Source organism: Streptomyces sp. HUAS 31 (assembly GCF_028198125.1).
Taxonomy (GTDB): Bacteria; Actinomycetota; Actinomycetes; order Streptomycetales; family Streptomycetaceae; genus Streptomyces; species Streptomyces chartreusis.
Genome location: NZ_CP116353.1, coordinates 3,871,034 through 3,887,807 on the forward strand (window position 1 = coordinate 3,871,034; position 16,774 = coordinate 3,887,807).

General features: G+C 70.7%; 13 protein-coding genes and 1 rRNA gene. 6 read left to right on the plus strand and 8 right to left on the minus strand.

Going from position 1 to position 16,774, the window contains the following annotated elements:
- The first annotated feature begins 74 nt into the window (after positions 1 to 74).
- Positions 75 to 1,247, plus strand: coding sequence for a winged helix-turn-helix domain-containing protein (locus tag PGH47_RS17070; protein WP_271664156.1), 1,173 nt, complete (start codon positions 75 to 77; stop codon positions 1,245 to 1,247).
- 16 nt (positions 1,248 to 1,263) lie between these two features.
- On the opposite strand, the gene PGH47_RS17075 is transcribed toward PGH47_RS17070, so the two are convergent.
- From PGH47_RS17075 to mtnA, 7 genes are all read right to left on the minus strand, one after another.
- Positions 1,264 to 2,010, minus strand: a complete 747-nt coding sequence (locus tag PGH47_RS17075; RefSeq protein ID WP_062156068.1) for a response regulator — start codon at positions 2,008 to 2,010, stop codon at positions 1,264 to 1,266.
- 201 nt (positions 2,011 to 2,211) lie between these two features.
- Positions 2,212 to 2,904, minus strand: a complete 693-nt coding sequence (gene hpf / locus PGH47_RS17080) for a ribosome hibernation-promoting factor, HPF/YfiA family (protein WP_371127647.1) — start codon at positions 2,902 to 2,904, stop codon at positions 2,212 to 2,214.
- Between the two features lie 315 nt (positions 2,905 to 3,219).
- Entirely contained in the window at positions 3,220 to 4,380 is a 1,161-nt protein-coding gene (locus PGH47_RS17085) for a ComF family protein (RefSeq protein WP_271664157.1), read from the minus strand.
- A 382-nt stretch (positions 4,381 to 4,762) separates the two neighbouring features.
- On the minus strand, positions 4,763 to 6,604 hold the full coding sequence (locus tag PGH47_RS17090; protein ID WP_271668078.1) for an LpqB family beta-propeller domain-containing protein: 1,842 nt from the start codon (positions 6,602 to 6,604) through the stop codon (positions 4,763 to 4,765).
- Complete coding sequence (gene mtrB / locus PGH47_RS17095) at positions 6,594 to 8,669, minus strand: MtrAB system histidine kinase MtrB (protein WP_271664158.1); 2,076 nt, start codon at positions 8,667 to 8,669, stop codon at positions 6,594 to 6,596. The genes PGH47_RS17090 and mtrB overlap by 11 nt, the downstream gene beginning before the upstream one ends.
- Before the next feature lies 1 nt (position 8,670).
- Entirely contained in the window at positions 8,671 to 9,360 is a 690-nt protein-coding gene (gene mtrA, locus PGH47_RS17100) for a two-component system response regulator MtrA (protein ID WP_015659998.1), read from the minus strand.
- Positions 9,361 to 9,521: 161 nt separating this feature from the next.
- A complete protein-coding gene (mtnA, locus tag PGH47_RS17105; protein WP_271664159.1) occupies positions 9,522 to 10,673 on the minus strand; it encodes an S-methyl-5-thioribose-1-phosphate isomerase in 1,152 nt (383 codons plus the stop codon).
- Between the two features lie 140 nt (positions 10,674 to 10,813).
- On the opposite strand from mtnA, the gene PGH47_RS17110 reads away from it, so the two are divergent.
- From PGH47_RS17110 to PGH47_RS17130, 5 genes are all read left to right on the plus strand, one after another.
- A complete protein-coding gene (locus tag PGH47_RS17110) occupies positions 10,814 to 12,145 on the plus strand; it encodes a hypothetical protein (protein ID WP_271664160.1) in 1,332 nt (443 codons plus the stop codon).
- A gap of 118 nt (positions 12,146 to 12,263) precedes the next feature.
- Positions 12,264 to 12,992: a DUF4129 domain-containing protein gene (locus PGH47_RS17115; protein ID WP_271664161.1), complete on the plus strand. Its 729-nt coding sequence runs from the start codon at positions 12,264 to 12,266 to the stop codon at positions 12,990 to 12,992.
- Positions 12,989 to 14,191: a DUF4350 domain-containing protein gene (locus tag PGH47_RS17120; protein WP_271664162.1), complete on the plus strand. Its 1,203-nt coding sequence runs from the start codon at positions 12,989 to 12,991 to the stop codon at positions 14,189 to 14,191. Before PGH47_RS17115 ends, PGH47_RS17120 begins: the two co-directional genes overlap by 4 nt.
- Positions 14,191 to 15,180 carry an AAA family ATPase gene (locus PGH47_RS17125; protein WP_126903288.1) on the plus strand — a complete coding sequence of 330 codons (990 nt, stop codon included), beginning with the start codon at positions 14,191 to 14,193 and terminating at the stop codon, positions 15,178 to 15,180. Before PGH47_RS17120 ends, PGH47_RS17125 begins: the two co-directional genes overlap by 1 nt.
- The gene (locus PGH47_RS17130; protein WP_271664163.1) at positions 15,180 to 16,490 is read left to right on the plus strand and encodes a DUF58 domain-containing protein; all 1,311 of its coding nucleotides are present in this window, start codon (positions 15,180 to 15,182) and stop codon (positions 16,488 to 16,490) included. The genes PGH47_RS17125 and PGH47_RS17130 overlap by 1 nt, the downstream gene beginning before the upstream one ends.
- Before the next feature lie 97 nt (positions 16,491 to 16,587).
- Here PGH47_RS17130 and rrf read toward each other — a convergent pair.
- Positions 16,588 to 16,704: ribosomal RNA gene (gene rrf / locus PGH47_RS17135) — 5S ribosomal RNA — on the minus strand.
- Positions 16,705 to 16,774: the final 70 nt, after the last annotated feature.

The window sequence follows — 16,774 nt, forward strand, 5'->3', positions numbered from 1 at the left end:
CCGCCGCACCGGCCTCGGTGAGCGAAACCCCAGCTCACGCCGCATTGTCAGTGCCAAGCTCTAGGGTGCGGAACATGACCTCCCTGCGCCCCACCACCGACCTCACGGCCGACGAGGCCCGCCGCATCGCCCTGCGCGCACAGGGCTTCCTCGGTGCTCTCGACCGCAGGTCAGGCGTCCGCGGCATCCTCCGTCACCTCGGCGCGGTGCAACTCGACACGATCTCGGTCCTGGCCCGCTCCCACGAGCTCATCCCGTACGCCCGCCTGGGCGCGGTGAGCCGCAAGACGGTCGAGAAGGCGTACTGGACCGAGACGCACGCCTTCGAGTACTGGTCGCACGCGGCCTGCATCCTCCCCGTCGAGGAGTGGCCCCACTTCGCGTTCCGCCGCCGCGCCTACCGCAACCGGCCGCACTGGAACCACGACCTCCCCGACGGCACCTACGACCAGGTGATCAAGCAGCTCCGCACCGAGGGCCCGCTCACGGCGACCGAGCTGGGCGGCGCGAAGCGCACGAGCGAGTGGTGGGACTGGTCGGGCACGAAGGTCGCCGTCGAGCGCGCACTGATGTACGGCGAGGTGGTCTGCGTCGAACGCCGCGGCTGGAAGCGTGTCTACGACCTCGCCGAGCGCGCAATCCCACAGGCGCTGCTGCACGACGAGCTGGACGACACCGAGTGCCTGCGCCGTCTGGTCCGCCTGGCCGGCCAGTCCCTCGGCGTCGGCACGCGCGCGGACATCGCCGACTACCACCGCCTCAAGGGCGAGCAGGTCGACGCGGTGATCGCCGACTCCGGTCTGGTTCCGGTCACGGTCGAGGGCTGGGGCAAGCCGGCCTGGGCCGACCCGGCCGCCCTGGAGACACCTCCGCGCGGCCGTCACCGTACGACTCTGCTGTCCCCGTTCGACTCCCTGATCTGGGAGCGGGCGCGCACGGAGCGCATCTTCGGCTTCACGCACCGCCTGGAGGCGTACGTACCGAAGCAGAAGCGCGTCTACGGCTACTTCGCGATGCCGGTCCTGGCCGGCGGCCGGCTGGTCGGCCGTGTGGACCCGGCCCGCGAGGGCAGCACCCTGGTCGCCAAGCAGGCCACTCTGGACGGCCCGAAGGCGGTCCCCGCGGTGGCGCAGGCACTGGTCGAGGCGGCGAGCTGGGTGGACTGCACGGACGTAAGAGTGGAACGGGTCGACGCCCCGGAGCTGCGCGAGCCGCTCGTCCGCGAACTCGCCCGCCTGACGAGGTGACCCTCAGGATCCGGACTCAGCGGATCTCGAGGATCTTCTCCCGCATCGCGTAGACCACGGCCTCCATCCTGGAGTGCAGCTGGAGCTTCTCCAGGATGTTGCGCACGTGGTTCTTCACGGTGTTCTCGGAGATGAACAACTCCTTGGCGATGTCACGGTTGTTCATCCCCGTCGCGACGAGCTTGAGGACCTCCAGCTCGCGATCCGTCAGCCGCGGCGCCGGCACCAGCCGGCGCTCGTCCGTCCGCTGGATCATCGACTTGAACTCGGTGAGCAGCTTCGACGCCATGGACGGGCTGATCTGCGACTGCCCGTCGGCCACCGCACGGATGGCCGTGGCCACCTCGTCCGTGGAGATCTCCTTGAGGAGATAGCCGGTCGCCCCGGCCTTGATCGCGTCGTAGAGGTCGGCCTCCTCGTCGCTGATCGTCAGCATGATGATCTTCGCGCTGGGAGCCACCTCCTTGATGGAGGTGCACGCCTCGATCCCGCCCCGCTTGGGCATCCGCACGTCCATCAGGACGATGTCCGGCAGCAGGTCGGCGGCCTTGTCGACGGCCTCCGCGCCGTCTCCCGCCTCCCCGACCACCTGGATGTCCTCCTCGGCCGCGAGCACGATCTCCAGTCCACGGCGGAACAGGGCGTGGTCGTCCACGACGAGGACTCTGATCGGCTCCTTGCGTGGAGAGCCCGCGTCAGGGCCCATGCCGACGACATCACCGTCGGCATCCTCGTCCCGCATCGGTCCGAAGCTGTCCGCCATCGTTCCTCCCCCTGAAGGCTGCGGCTGGTCATATGCCATCGCCAACCCAAGGCAGCGGCCCACCGGTTGGGCCGGTGCGGCCATGATTTCATGCCCGGCCGACGCTCAGGTGACGAGCGGGGCGCGAAGTGGTCGCACACCGGTGCCCCTGGGGGCGCACGCGCGCTCCAGGGGCACCGGCTCAGCTGTCAGCCGGGTGGGTCAGCCGCCCAGCGTGCCACCAGCCGCGGGAGATTGCGCCTGGGTGACCATCGGATCCGTGTTGAGGTGGATGACCCCGTAGTCATAGGCGTGCCGCCGGTAGACGACACTCGGTTCCTTCGTCTCGGAGTCGACGAAGAGGTAGAAGTCGTGTCCGACCAGCTCCATCTCGTAGAGAGCCTGGTCGAGGGTCATCGGGGAGGCGACGTGCGTCTTCTCGCGTACGACGAGGGGCCCTTCGCCCTTCACCTCGAGCGAGCCGATCTTCTTGGTGGGAACTCCGTCCGGCTCTTCTTCCTGGAAGGTGTGGCCGTTGCCGTTGAGCGTCGCCGCGCCCGGAACGTGGTCGGGAACCTCCGCCGCCGTGAGCCGGCGTGAGCCTCGGCGCGAGAAACGCTTGTCGTGCTGCTTGCGCAGCCGCGCATCCAACTTCTCCGCAGCCAGATCGAGTGCCGCGTACGGGTCGCTGGCCGCTGCCTCCGCCCGGATCACCGGACCGCGGGAGCGGAGCGTGATCTCCACTCGATCGCTACGGTCGGCCTGTCGCGGGTTGGGCTCCTTGGACACCTCGACGTCGAGGCTGATCACCTTGGCATCGAGCCTCTGGATCTTCTCCAGCTTCAGCTTCTCGGCCACGTGCTTGCGGAACCGCTCGGGCACCTCGGTCTTGCGGCCTTTGACGACGATGTCCACGCAGAACTCCGTTCCCGGATCGCCCCGCTCCATCGGCGGAGCATCTCCCTTTTGCACCAGGCCCCGGGGAACCCCGAAGCCTCGGACTCGGTGACTTCCACCTCCTCCTCCCCCATGGGCAAGATCTCCACCCCATGGCCGCGGCTGATTGCGCAAAACCCGCGGCACGGCATTCGGATATGACGGGGATGGCCTGCGCCTTTCCCTCACAACCGAACATATCTCGCCCGGACGGATGTCGTCACCCTCTACTGCGGCGTACCTCCGTTCAGGTGAATTGACCCTCTCGTTACCTGCAACGATGCAAGTTCTCAGTCAGTTCCGGTTTATTTCGAAAGAATCCGGAGGCGCAGCTACCACTGCCGCACGGATCAGGTCATCAGGCCGTCCGGTACCCATGATTCCCGGCACCTCACGCGTCCGCCGCACAGCGCCCTCCGTCGGTCCGGCCTTCCGTTCCCCTCTGCTTTCCCGACTTCTCGCTCGATACACAAGGGTTGCCCCGTCACCACACCCTGCGGGCTCCGCGGTCCCCCATCTATACGCGTCCACCTCCCCTTCCGTTCCGCCGTACATACTCCGTCCCTCCAGGCCGGCCACGCTCATTCCCTCCAGGCCGGACACACTCCGTCCCTCCAGGCCAGACACACCCGCCGACTCCGTGCCGACCTGCACCCCCTCCCCACCGGACGTCTCCACCCGCTCCAGCGCGCGAGAGCCCGCCGCCGCAGCCCCCGTGGCCATGGCCGCCCGCAAGGCCCGCGCCGCCTCCGCCAGGGACGCACCAGTCGTCATCAGGTCGTCGACGAGCACGACCGGACCGCCGCCCGCGAACAGCCGGCCTCCCCCGGGAGCGACCGTCAGCGCGCCCGCGAGGTTTTCCAGCCGCTGCCGGGAGTTGAGCCCCGACTGGTCGGCCACAACACGCCCCTGCCGCAGCACGGCGAGCACACGGGCCGGCGTCCCGGCCCGCCGCAGCTCACTCGCCGCCGCGAGCGCGATCCGCCGCGCCGGATCATGCCCTCGCGCCCGCACGGCACCCCGTGCCGACGGCACAGGCACGAGCAGCACAGGCGCACCAGCACTGCCGGTCGACCACCCCGCCTCCGCTTCGAAGGCCCGCGCCCGGCCGCCCGGCGCCCGCGCAGCCCGCCCGCTCACATCACCGCCATCCGCACGGGCCTCCCGCAGCCCCGCCCGTACAGCCCCGGCCAGGACCGTCCCGAGCGGCGCCGCCAGTGCCAGCGCGCCGCGTTCCTTGTGGGCCAGCAGCACGGCCCTCACCTCGTCCTCGTACCGCACTGCCGCGTGCACGACCGGCAGTCCGGACGGCTCCGGCACCGGTCGCACCCGGCTCGGTGCGGTCCCGCTCAGGACGGCACGGCACTCCGGGCAGAGCACCGTGCGAGGCCTTCCACAGCCTCCGCACTCGGCCGGCAGCACCAGATCGGTGAGGTCCTGCCACCACCCCCGCATGCCCACCACTGTGCCAATGCCGGCGCCGGCCGACCACCCCTGTGGATAACTCCCTGTGGAAAACTCCGCGGCGCCCTTACTCGGGCACCCATTCCGTCCCGCACCGGACCCGCGCCGGATTCCCGGACCGCCGAATGCCGCGGGCTGGCACCGAATGCCACCGAATACCCCGGACAAGAAAACGGCCGCTTTCGACCGGAGTCCCACTCCGGCCGAAAGCGGCCGCCACACTCGCCGTCGGCACACTCACCGTCGCCGCACAAGCCATCGGCACACACACCGCCGTCAAACCCCGACGGCCGGCCCCGGACGAAACCTCACCCCGGACAGACCGAGCCCGGACAGACCGACCCCGGAAAGCCGGCCCCGCTCGGCCCGACCCTCACCCTGGATAGACCGGCGCCGTCCCGTCAGTCACGACCTTCTGCCACTGCTCCCCGGACGGCAATCGCACGATCCCGTCCTCCGAGTAGCCGACCAGCGGCAGCCGCGCGTCCTCGGACGCCGTGATCTCCTTCACCCCGCTGAGCGCCGCGGGCGCCGGCCCTTCCGGAGTGGAGCCGTCGACCTGCACGTACCGCATGGTCTGCACGCCGCCCTTCTCCCGTCCGACCACGACGAGCCGGCTGTCACCGGCCCACGACATGGCCGAGACCTCCTCCAACGCGGGCGTGGCGGAGCGCAGTTCGCGCACCGAGACGGCCGACTGGTCGCCCTCCTTGCCGGCGTCACTGCGTTCGATCCGCCCGATCAGAAGCGACGACTTCTCGCCCTGCTTCACCACGAGCGCGATCCGGACACCGTCGGCGGCCACCCGCACGGACTCGATGCGCCCCTCGAGCCCGGTCGGCATGTTCACGGTCACCGGATCGTCCACGCCCTCCTTCAGCAGGAGCAGCCGGGAGTTGTCAGGATCGCGGTCGGCGATCCACAGATCGCCCTGAGCGTCCCAGCTCGGCGCCGAGAGCCGCTCGTCCGCCGTCTTGCCCGCACTGGTCAGCTCGGGATCGCCGAGCGGGCCGCCCGCCACCAGTGCCCCGACGTAGAGGTTCTTGCCGTCGAGGCCGACGCCGGCCGCCATGTCCTCGTCGCGTGACACCCCCACCGACTTCAGCTGCGCGTCGCCGTCGCCCAGCGCGCCGGGCACGAGGTCGGGCTTCGTGTCGTTGGTGGCCGCGTCCAGCCGTACCAGCCGGTGCTTGTCGTCGAGGAAGTACAGATAGTCGGCGCGCTCCACCGACCCGCGCGTCGCGACACCCTCCGCATCGTCCTCGGACAGCACGCACAGCTGCCGGCCGCCCGCCCTCAGCGCGACCTCGTCCACGGTGGGCGTGAGTTTCTGGAGGGTGAACAGCAGCTGGGCCGCCATCTCGTTGCACTTGGTCGGCCCGACGCGTGCGGCCTTGTCGTTCAACGGCACGGTCAGCCGGTTCTGATCGTCGGTCGACAGGGTGGTGTCGTCCGACTTCAACGCCGTACCGGTCGGGAAGCTCGACCTGACCACCGGGTTGAGCCAGCTGGTGGGCCCCTTAAGCAGGGAGCGCACGGTCTGCGTCATGGGGTCGACATTGCGGCGCACATAGACCGGATCGGCGACGGCCGCCGTGTGCGGGGAAGCCCCGAGCGTGGTGTTCGTGGCGAAGTAGTACTTGTCGACGGACATGTAGTTGCGTTGGAAGTCCGACTTGCCCATGACGACACCGCGCGGTGGCACGTCGATGCGCCACTGCTTGGTCTTCTTGTCCCGGGTGAGGTGCATCGCCTCGCTGTACTCCCCGCTGGCGGGCGCGTACGACTGCTGCGAGTCGACCGTGGCGACCTTGTCACCGGTCAGCCGGTACGAGAGGTTGTCGGTCTCCTCACGGCCCCCCACACGATCCACGTCGGCGGCCGGCCCGTCGGCGAGCACCATCGTGGACAGCAGGGGCCGCCAGTTGTCCGACGCCTCCTTCGTCAGGTACTTGCGTGCCATCTCGTAGTCCGGATCGTCGCTGGTCAGCGCCTCCAGGAAGCCCGACACGATCTCCGACGACGAGGCGTCCTCGTGCGGCGGCATCGCGAAGACCCGCACCTGCGCCTCCTGCCGCGGCGTGGACTCCACGCCCCGCAGATCCCCGCTGTCGGGCATCGAGGCGCACCCGGCCAGCAGTACGGCGCCACAGGCGACGTACGCCGCCGCGCGCCCCGGCCTGTGCCGGGCGCCCCCCTCGCGGTCAGCGCCCACGAGATGCCTCCCCATGCTTGCTCGACTCCTCGGTGTGCCCGGCTTCGTCGCTCGGCGGCTCCTGCCTCTCGGGCTCGTCGTCCTGGCGTCGCGCGCCCGACGCGGGCCGGGGGACCACGCGTGCGCCGTTGCCGGGCAGTGCCGTGGGATCGGCCTTGGGGGCCGAGGTGGCTCCCAGGCGGGGGGCGATCGGGTCCCTCGACGGCATCGCCGCCTGGTCGCCGTTGTGCTGCGCGGGCACCGTGGCGGCCTTCTCCCCGCCGCCGCGCGGCAGACCGGCGTCATTAAGTCCGCGATTGCGGCGCGAGTCCTTGGGTTCCAGGGGTATCGGCGAGCCCCGTAGCGGCTCGTCAGCGGTCCGCGGCAAGGTCAGCCGGAACTGCGAACCGCCTCCCGGCTCGCCCCACGCCTGGAGCCAGCCGCCGTGCAGCCGCGCGTCCTCCAGCGCGATGGACAGCCCCAGACCCGTACCGCCGGTGGTACGCGCGCGTGCCGGGTCGGCCCGCCAGAAGCGGCTGAAGACGCGCGTCGCCTCGCCGGGCTTGAGCCCGACGCCGTAGTCGCGCACCGCGACCGCGACCGCCCCGCCCGCCGACGCGAGCTTGACCACCACGTCCTTGCCCTCGCCGTGTTCGACGGCGTTGACGACGAGGTTGCGCAGCACGCGCTCCACGCGCCTGGCGTCGGCCTCGGCGACGATGGGCTGCTGGTCGCCGACGATGCGTATGTGAGTGCCCTTGCGCTCGGCGAGCGGCTCGGCCCCGCTGACGACACGCCGCACGACCTCCCTGAGGTCGATCGGCTCCGCCTCCAGCGCCGCCGCGCCCGCGTCGAAGCGGCTGATCTCCAGCAGATCGGCGAGCAGCGACTCGAACCGGTCAAGCTGGTCGGCCAGCAGCTCCGCCGACCGCGCGGTCACCGGATCGAAGTCCTCCCGCGCCTCGTGGATGACGTCGGCGGCCATACGTACGGTCGTCAGCGGCGTCCGCAGCTCGTGCGACACGTCGGACACGAACCGTCGCTGCATCCGCGACAGGTCCTCCAGCTGCTGGATCTTCAGCTGGAGGTTCTGCGCCATCTTGTTGAAGGCCTCGCCGAGCCGCGCGATGTCGTCCTCGCCGGTGACCTTCATCCGCTCCTGGAGCCGCCCGGCCGACAGCCGCTCGGCGATCCCGGCCGCCATCCGCACCGGCGTGACGACCTGCCGCACCACGAGCCAGGCGATGGCCCCGAGCAGTACGACGACGAAGAGCCCCGCGGTGGCCAGCGTCCCCTTGACCAGGCTCAGCGACTTCTCCTCCTGCGTGAGCGGGAAGAGGTAGTACAGCTGGTAAGGGTCCCCGTTGGGGTCGTTGACCTGCTTGCCGATGACCAGCGCCGGCTGGGACTCCTTGTCGGCGTTGGAGTTGTAGTTGATGCGGGTGTAGCTCTGGAACGCACCCGTGCTGCTGTCGATCCGCTCCCGCAGATCCTCGGGCACGCTGCCCGTCGGGTTGACGTCACCGGAGGCCCGCGGCCCGCGTCCCCCGGTGTCGCCGCCCGCGGAGGCCGGCAGGGTCACCACGTCGAAGGCGCCCTGGCCGCCGCTGGAGAGCGAGGAGACGAGATCGCTCATCCACTGGATGACGTTCTGCTCGGAGCGCTCGCCCGTCGCCGGACCGTCGTCGGCGGTCCCGGCCGCGGCCTCGTCGGAGCTCTTCTTGGCCGCCGCGAACCCGCCCGCGGCCTGGCTCTGGGAAGCCTTCACCTTGGCGTCCAGCAGGCCGTTGCGCACCTGCCCGATGACGACGAAGCCCAGCAGCAGCACGACGCCGAGGGACATCAGCAGCGTCGTTGCGACAACCTTGAGCTGGATGTTGCGCCGCCAAAGCCGCATGACGGGCAGCAGCGGGCGGCGTATCCAGCGCAGCACGAGCCGAAGGACCGGGCTGCCCTGGACTCCGCCCTGAAGCAGCCCGCCCTCGAGAAACCGTCCCCAGCGGGAGCCCGCCGACTTCCGGCCGACAGGCCGCTCCGGACGGGACCCGGTCGAACCGGGGGCCGCAGCGGCACTGTCCCGGGACATGTCAGCTCGGCCCTGCCTTGTAGCCGACACCGCGAACGGTCACGACGATCTCCGGCCGCTCCGGGTCCTTCTCGACCTTGGAGCGCAGCCGCTGTACGTGCACGTTGACCAGCCGGGTGTCGGCAGCGTGCCGGTAGCCCCACACCTGCTCGAGGAGCACCTCACGCGTGAACACCTGCCACGGCTTACGCGCCAGCGCGACCAGCAGGTCGAACTCCAGCGGCGTCAGCGCGATCGACTGCCCGTCCCGCTTCACGGAGTGCCCGGCCACGTCGATGACCAGGTCGCCGATGGCGAGCTGCTCCGGCGCGGGCTCCTCGGACCTCCTGAGCCGCGCCCGGATCCGGGCAACGAGCTCCTTCGGCTTGAACGGCTTCACGATGTAGTCGTCGGCGCCGGACTCCAGGCCCACGACGACATCGACGGTGTCGCTCTTCGCCGTGAGCATCACGATCGGCACCCCGGACTCCGCCCTGATCAGGCGGCAGACCTCGATGCCGTCCCGTCCGGGCAGCATCAGGTCCAGCAGCACCAGATCAGGTTTGGTCTCCCGGAATGCAGCCAGCGCCTTGTCGCCGTCGGCTACGAAAGACGGCTCAAAACCTTCACCACGCAACACGATGCCGAGCATCTCGGCCAGTGCGGTGTCGTCGTCGACGACAAGGACTCGTCCCTTCATAAACGACATCATCCCATTCTCATAACAGTGGCGAAGGCAGTGGTGAGATAGGTCACCGGCCAGTGACCTTAGTCGTAGGCGGTCGCCACTGTCTGCCCTGGCTTTCACTACAGGGCGTGACCTTTGAGAGGGTCTGTCCCACTCTGCCCGCCCGACTGGTTCCAGCCGCTATCTCACAACGACTGCGTCACCTGCCGCGACCGGGCGCACAGCTCGGCCAGCGCCTCGGCCGTCACCGGGGACACGACACCCTCCTCCGTGACGATCGCCGTCACCAGCTCCGGCGGCGTCACGTCGAACGCCGGGTTGTACGCCTGCGTCCCCAGCGGCGCCACCGGAATCCCGCCTCCGGGCTCCCCGCCCGCCACCGGCGCCTGAGGCGCGGCGAACTCGGTCACCTCGAACCCGGGCCGCTGCTCGACCTCGATGGACGCCCCGTCCGGCGTGCCCTCATCCACCGTCGTCAGCGGCGCCACCACGATGAACGGCACATGGTGATACCGCGCGAGCACCGCGAGCGGATAACTCCCCACCTTGTTCGCCACCGACCCGTCGGCCGCGATCCGGTCCGCCCCGATCAGCACCGCGTCCACTTCACCGGCGGCGAAGAGCGAGCCCGCCGCGTTGTCGGTGAGCAGGGTGTACGCCATCCCGTTGCGCGCCGCCTCGTACGCCGTCAGCCGCGCCCCCTGCAGCAGCGGCCGCGTCTCGTCCACCCACAGCCGCCTGAGCCGCCCGACCCGCTGCGCCGCGAGCGCCACCGCGAACGCCGTGCCCTCCCCGCCCGACACCAGTGCTCCGGTGTTGCAGTGCGTGAGGATGCGGTGCCCGCCACCTGGCAGCAGCTCGTCCAGCAGCGCCAGGCCTCGCTCGGCCATCCGAGCGCTGGCCTCGGCGTCCTCCTTGTGCAGCGCCCGCGCCGCACCCAGCGCCGCACCCGCCGCCTGCTCCACGTCCCCGCTGCCGGCGAGCTCCGCCCGGTACGCGTCCTGGGCCCGCCGCACACCGAGAGCGAGGTTCACCGCCGTCGGCCGGGCACCCGCCAGCGACTCCGCCGCGGCATCCACGTCGAAGCCTCGCGCGGCGGCGAGCGCGACGCCGTACGCCCCGGCGATCCCGAGCAGCGGCGCCCCGCGCACGGCGAGCGAACGGATCGCCTCCACCAAGGCGGGCGCGTCCGTACAGACCAGCTCGACCTCCTCGGCCGGCAGCCTCGTCTGGTCGAGAAGGACCAGTACGGGGCCTTCTGGTGGTTCGTCCCATCGGATCGCCGGAATCTCGATCGGCCTGCTGTCCTCGCCGGATTGCGCGTGCTGATCAGCCATACGGTCAGTCTGCCCCGTGTACGGCGGACAATTGAAGGTGCGCAGCCCATACCGCGGCCGGTACCCATCCGACCACCCCATGGCACGATGGCTGCCAACCTGCCGCCGCGACCGCGGACGGGCACCGTGAAGGAGCGACGATGAAAGACACTCCGGGCTGGGCCTCGCCCGGATCCGCCCCGTCCGACGGCCAGGAACCCGGCGCATCCGGTCCTGCCGAGCCCGCAGACCGCCCCGACCCCGCGCAGCAGCCGGTAGCGGACCCGCAGGGCCCCGGCCCGAAGTGGTCCAAGGAGCAGCCGCCACCCGGCCAGTGGTCCGCGCCGACCGGCGCACCGACGCCCGGCCAGACCCCACCGCCCCCACCGCCCGGCCCGGGCTGGGGCGCCCCTCCGGCCGGCCCCGGCGGCCCCGGCGGATACGGCGGCGGCCACCCGGGCTACGGCCCCGGCGGACACGGCGGCTGGGGAAGTGGCTGGGGCGGACCCCCACCCGCGGCCAAGCCCGGCGTGATCCCCCTGCGCCCGCTCGGCGTCGGCGAGATCCTCGACGGCGCGGTCTCCACCATGCGCACCTACTGGCGCACGGTCCTCGGCATCTCCCTGACCGTCGCCATCGTGACGGAAATCCTCGTCATCCTCCTTCAGGGCTTCGTCCTGAACGACCGCACCAGCACCGACGCCCTCAACGACCCGAGCGCCAGCCTCGACGAGCTGACCCGTGCCATGGGCGACGCCATGCTCAGCTCCAGCGTGATCTTCCTGATCTCGATGATCGGCGCGATCGTGGCAACAGCCCTGCTGACGACGGTCACCAGCCGCGCCGTGCTGGGCAAGTCGGTGACCACCCGCGAGGCCTGGAGCGACGCCCGCCCTCAGGTGCCGCGCCTCTTCGGCCTGCTCTTCCTGCTGCTTCTCATGACCTTCGGCGTGGTCTTCGCGGGCGCCCTGCCCGGCATCCTCGTGACCGCCGCCGGCTCCAGCGGCGCGGGCGTGGCACTCACCATCCTCGGCATCATCGGCGGCTTCATCGTCGCGCTGTGGCTTTGGTTCCGCTTCTCCCTCGCCTCCCCCGCGCTGATGCTGGAGAAGCAGGGCATCGTCAAGTCCCTGAGCCGTTCCGCCAAGTTGGTCCGCGGCTCCTGGTGGCGGGTCTTCGGCATCCAGTTGCTGGCCACGATCATCGCGAACATCGTCGCGGCGATCGTCGTCATCCCCTTCACGTTCCTCGCCGCCGCCCTCAGTGGCGACGCCGGCGCCAACATCCTGGACGGCACCACCGACCTCGGCTGGACGTTCCTCATCGTCAGCGGCGTCGGCTCGGTGATCGGCTCCATGATCACCTTCCCGATCACGGCCGGCGTCACCGTCCTGCTCTACATCGACCAGCGCATCCGCCGCGAGGCCCTCGACCTCGAACTGGCCCGCGCGGCCGGCGTCCAGGACTACGGCACCAACACTCCGGGGAGCTGAACGGGTGGGCTTCACGGGGGGAGTTCTCACAACGGCGTCAGCACTGCCGGACACAGCCGCACGCGCCTTCCCCGGCGCGGGCGACGCCTCGACACACACCGCGCTCAGCATCCGCGACATGTCCGTACGGGCGCTGTCGCGCTCTGCCGACACATCCATGCTGTCGCTGCTCGCCCGTTCCGACGACGAGCCGCCCCTGACGACCCCGCGCGACCCCGCGCGGGAAGCGGCCCGGCGCGAGCTGTCCAAGGGCATGTACCACGAGAACGACCCCAGCTGGTTCCAGCGCGCCCTGGACTCCTTCTGGGACTGGGTCGAGGACCTGTTCAACAGCGCCTCGACCGTGACGCCCGGAGGACCGCTCGGCCTGGTCGTCGTCATCCTGGTCATCGTGGCGGTGATCGGCGCCCTGTGGTGGCGCCTGGGCACCCCACGCCGCCAACCCACCACCTCCGCCGCCCTGTTCGACGACCGCCCCCGCAGCGCCGCCGAACACCGCGCCGCCGCCGAGGCACACGCCGCCCAGGGCCACTGGAACCAGGCCGTCCAGGAGCGCATGCGCGCCATCGTCCGCTCCCTGGAGGAACGCGCACTCCTCGACGTCCGCCCCGGCCGCACCGCGGACGAGGCCGCCGCCGAAGCGGGACGCTCCCTGCCCGCCCACACCGACCGACTGCGCGCCGCCGCCCGCGACTTCGACGACGTGACGTACGGCGGCCGGACCGCGACCCAACCGACGTACCGGCGCATCGCGGAACTCGACCGCGAGCTGGAGAACACCAAGCCCCAACTCGCGAGCAGCGCCCTCAGCACGGCGCACAACGCCCGCCAGGGAGCCGCCGAATGACCACCGAGGCCACGCTCCCCTCCACCTCGGCCTCGCCCACCGCCCGCCAGCTGTGGACCCGCGCGCGAGGTGTCGCCCTCGCCGTCGTGCTTCTGCTGACGGCCGCCGTCGTGATCGCCACGATCCGCTCCGACGCCCGGCACGGCGCCCTCGACCCACGCTCCGTCGACCCCAAGGGCAGCCGGGCGATCGCCGAACTCCTCGCCGACCGAGGCGTGGACACCCGCGTCGTCGCCACCCTGGACGAGGCACGCGCCGCGTCCGCCGCCGACACCACTCTCCTCGTCGCCGACCCCGACCTGTTGACGCACCGTCAACAATCCCAGCTGCGCTCGGCCACCACGGACACCGGCGGCCGCACCGTCCTCATCGCCCCCGGCAGCTGGTCCGTCGAACGCCTCGTCCCCGGCGTCACCGCGGACCCCGCCACCAGCCTCGACTCGGAGCTCGCCCCCGACTGCGCCCTGCCCGCCGCCAAGCGCGCCGGCACCGCAGACCTCGGCGGCGTCCGCTACACCACGACCCACCTCAACGCGGACGAGTGCTATCCCAGCGAGCGCCTGGCGACCCTCCTGCGCGTCCCGGAGACCACCGGGGACGGCGACACCGTCGTCCTCGGCGCCCCCGACATCCTGTACAACGAACGCCTCGACGAGCAGGGCAACGCCTCCCTCGCCCTCCAACTCCTCGGCTCCCGGCCCCATTTGGTCTGGTACCTCCCCTCGCTCTCCGACACGTCGGCCGCCGACGAGGACGACGAACGCAGCTTCTTCGACCTGCTCCCCTCGGGCTGGCTCTGGGGCACACTCCAGCTCTTCATCGCCGCAGCCCTGGCCGCCCTCTGGCGGGCACGCCGACTGGGCCCCCTCGTGCCCGAAAAACTCCCCGTGGCGATCCGCGCCTCCGAAACCGTCGAAGGCCGCGCCCGCCTCTACCGCAAGGCGAACGCCCGCGACCGCGCGGCCGCCGCTCTTCGCTCCACAACCCGCACGCGCCTCGCCCCCCTTGTCGGTGTCCCCGTCTCCCAGGCGCACGCGCCCGAGGCCCTGCTCCCCGCCCTGTCCGCCCACCTCCACAACCACGGAGACGGACAGGCCCTGCAGACTCTCCTCTTCGGCCCGCCGCCCGGAGACGACGCGGCACTCATCTCCCTCGCCGACCAACTCGACGCCCTCGAAAGAGAGGTACGCCGTCCATGATGGACCCGACCACTGACAACGCCGGGAACACCGGGGACCCGGGCACCGCCCGCGCATCCCTGGAAGCCCTGCGCGCCGAGATCGCCAAAGCCGTGGTCGGCCAGGACCCCGCCGTCACCGGCCTCGTCGTCGCCCTCCTCTGCCGCGGACACGTCCTACTAGAAGGAGTCCCCGGGGTCGCCAAAACGTTGCTCGTCCGCGCCCTCGCATCCGCACTCGAACTCGACACCAAGCGTGTCCAGTTCACCCCCGACCTCATGCCGAGCGACGTGACGGGCTCCCTCGTCTACGACACCCGCTCCGCCGAGTTCTCGTTCCAGCCCGGCCCGGTCTTCACCAACCTCCTCCTCGCGGACGAGATCAACCGCACCCCGCCCAAGACCCAGTCGTCCCTGCTGGAAGCCATGGAGGAACGCCAGGTCACGGTCGACGGCACGCCCCGCCCGCTCCCGGACCCCTTCCTGGTCGCGGCGACCCAGAACCCGGTCGAGTACGAGGGCACCTACCCCCTCCCCGAGGCCCAGCTGGACCGTTTCCTCCTCAAGCTCACGATCCCGCTCCCCTCCCGCCAGGACGAGATCGACGTCCTCACCCGCCACGCCGAGGGCTTCAACCCGCGCGACCTGCGCTCCGCCGGCGTACGCCCCGTAGCGGGCCCGGCCGACCTGGAAGCCGCACGCGCGGCAGTGGCCAAGACGACGATCTCCCCCGAGATCACGGCCTACGTCGTCGACATCTGCCGAGCCACCCGCGAGTCGCCGTCACTGACCCTGGGCGTCTCCCCACGCGGCGCCACGGCCCTCCTCGCCACCGCCCGCGCCTGGGCCTGGCTGACCGGCCGCGACTACGTCATCCCCGACGACGTGAAGGCCCTGGCCCTGCCCACCCTCCGCCACCGCGTACAGCTCCGCCCGGAAGCCGAGATGGAAGGCGTCACCGCAGACTCCGTCATCAACGCGATCCTCGCCCACGTCCCCGTCCCCCGCTGATGGCACTCACCGGACGCGCCGCACTCCTAGCGGCCCTGGGCTCCCTCCCCGTAGGCATCTGGGACCCCAGCTGGACAGGCATCCTCGCGGTCAACGCCCCCTTGCTGGCAGCTTGCGCCTGCGACTTCACACTCGCGGCGCCGGTACGCCAACTGCGCCTGACCCGCTCCGGCGACACCTCCGCCCGCCTGGGCGAAACGGCCGACGTGACCCTCACGATCACCAACCCGTCCCGCCGCCTCCTCCGCGCCCACCTCCGCGACGCCTGGCCCCCCAGCAGCTGGGAACCCGGCACGGAAACGGCGGCCTCCCGCCACCGCGTGACGATCCCGCCCGGAGAACGCCGCCGCATCACCACACGCCTACGCCCCACCCGCCGCGGCGACCGCCAGGCCGACCGCGTGACAATCCGCTCCTACGGCCCCCTGGGCCTCTTCTCCCGCCAGAGCACCCACAAAGTCCCCTGGACGGTACGCGTCCTCCCCCCGTTCACAAGCCGCAAGCACCTGCCCTCGAAACTGGCCCGCCTGCGCGAACTAGACGGCCGCACCAGCGTCCTCACCCGAGGCGAGGGCACGGAATTCGACAGCCTGCGCGAGTACGTCCCCGGCGACGACACCCGCTCCATCGACTGGCGCGCCACGGCCCGACAGACCACGGTCGCGGTACGCACCTGGCGCCCCGAGCGCGACCGCCACATCCTCCTCGTCCTGGACACGGGCCGAACCTCAGCAGGACGAGTCGGCGACGCCCCCCGCCTCGACGCCTCCATGGACGCAGCTCTGCTCCTGGCCGCCCTGGCCTCCCGAGCCGGCGACCGTGTCGACCTCCTCGCCTACGACCGCCGCGTACGCGCCCTGGTCCAAGGCCGCACAGCAGGTGACGTCCTGCCCTCCCTGGTCAACGCGATGGCCACACTCGAACCGGAACTGATCGAAACGGACGCCCGGGGCCTAACAGCCATGGCTCTCCGTACGGCCCCCCGCCACTCCCTGATCGTGCTGCTTACGACCCTGGACGCAGCCCCGATCGAGGAGGGCCTGCTCCCCGTCCTCTCCCAGCTCACCCAACGCCACACAGTCCTGCTCGCATCAGTGGCGGACCCGCACATCGCACGCATGGCAACGGCCCGCGGAAACACGGACGCCGTCTACGAGGCCGCAGCCGCCGCCCAAGCCCAGAACGAGCGCCACCGCACAGCGGACCAACTCCGCCGACACGGCGTCACAGTCGTCGACGCAACACCGGAAGACTTGGCGCCGGCTCTCGCAGACGCATACCTGGCCCTCAAGACAGCAGGCCGCCTGTAACTGGAAGGTATATAGGCCCTTCTACAAGAGGGCCTATACACGGCGCCTGAAACGCAGAAAGGCCCACGCCATACGGCGTGGGCCTTTCCTAAAATTTGTTCGGCGGCGTCCTACTCTCCCACAGGGTCCCCCCTGCAGTACCATCGGCGCTGTAAGGCTTAGCTTCCGGGTTCGGAATGTAACCGGGCGTTTCCCTCACGCTATAACCACCGAAACACTATGAAACTGTCAGCCGCACCGCATGTGGCCATACGGGGCTGTTCGTGGTTTCAGAACCAACACAG

What these genes read in the sequence shown, in the direction of transcription:
- PGH47_RS17070 (WP_271664156.1), top strand. Translation starts at nt 75, where the DNA reads ATGACCTCCCTGCGCCCCACCACCGACCTCACGGCCGACGAGGCCCGC.
- PGH47_RS17075 (WP_062156068.1), bottom strand. Translation starts at nt 2,010, where the DNA reads ATGGCGGACAGCTTCGGACCGATGCGGGACGAGGATGCCGACGGTGAT.
- PGH47_RS17085 (WP_271664157.1), bottom strand. Translation starts at nt 4,380, where the DNA reads ATGCGGGGGTGGTGGCAGGACCTCACCGATCTGGTGCTGCCGGCCGAG.
- mtrB (WP_271664158.1), bottom strand. Translation starts at nt 8,669, where the DNA reads ATGTCCCGGGACAGTGCCGCTGCGGCCCCCGGTTCGACCGGGTCCCGT.
- mtrA (WP_015659998.1), bottom strand. Translation starts at nt 9,360, where the DNA reads ATGATGTCGTTTATGAAGGGACGAGTCCTTGTCGTCGACGACGACACC.
- mtnA (WP_271664159.1), bottom strand. Translation starts at nt 10,673, where the DNA reads ATGGCTGATCAGCACGCGCAATCCGGCGAGGACAGCAGGCCGATCGAG.
- PGH47_RS17110 (WP_271664160.1), top strand. Translation starts at nt 10,814, where the DNA reads ATGAAAGACACTCCGGGCTGGGCCTCGCCCGGATCCGCCCCGTCCGAC.
- PGH47_RS17115 (WP_271664161.1), top strand. Translation starts at nt 12,264, where the DNA reads ATGTCCGTACGGGCGCTGTCGCGCTCTGCCGACACATCCATGCTGTCG.
- PGH47_RS17120 (WP_271664162.1), top strand. Translation starts at nt 12,989, where the DNA reads ATGACCACCGAGGCCACGCTCCCCTCCACCTCGGCCTCGCCCACCGCC.
- PGH47_RS17125 (WP_126903288.1), top strand. Translation starts at nt 14,191, where the DNA reads ATGGACCCGACCACTGACAACGCCGGGAACACCGGGGACCCGGGCACC.
- PGH47_RS17130 (WP_271664163.1), top strand. Translation starts at nt 15,180, where the DNA reads ATGGCACTCACCGGACGCGCCGCACTCCTAGCGGCCCTGGGCTCCCTC.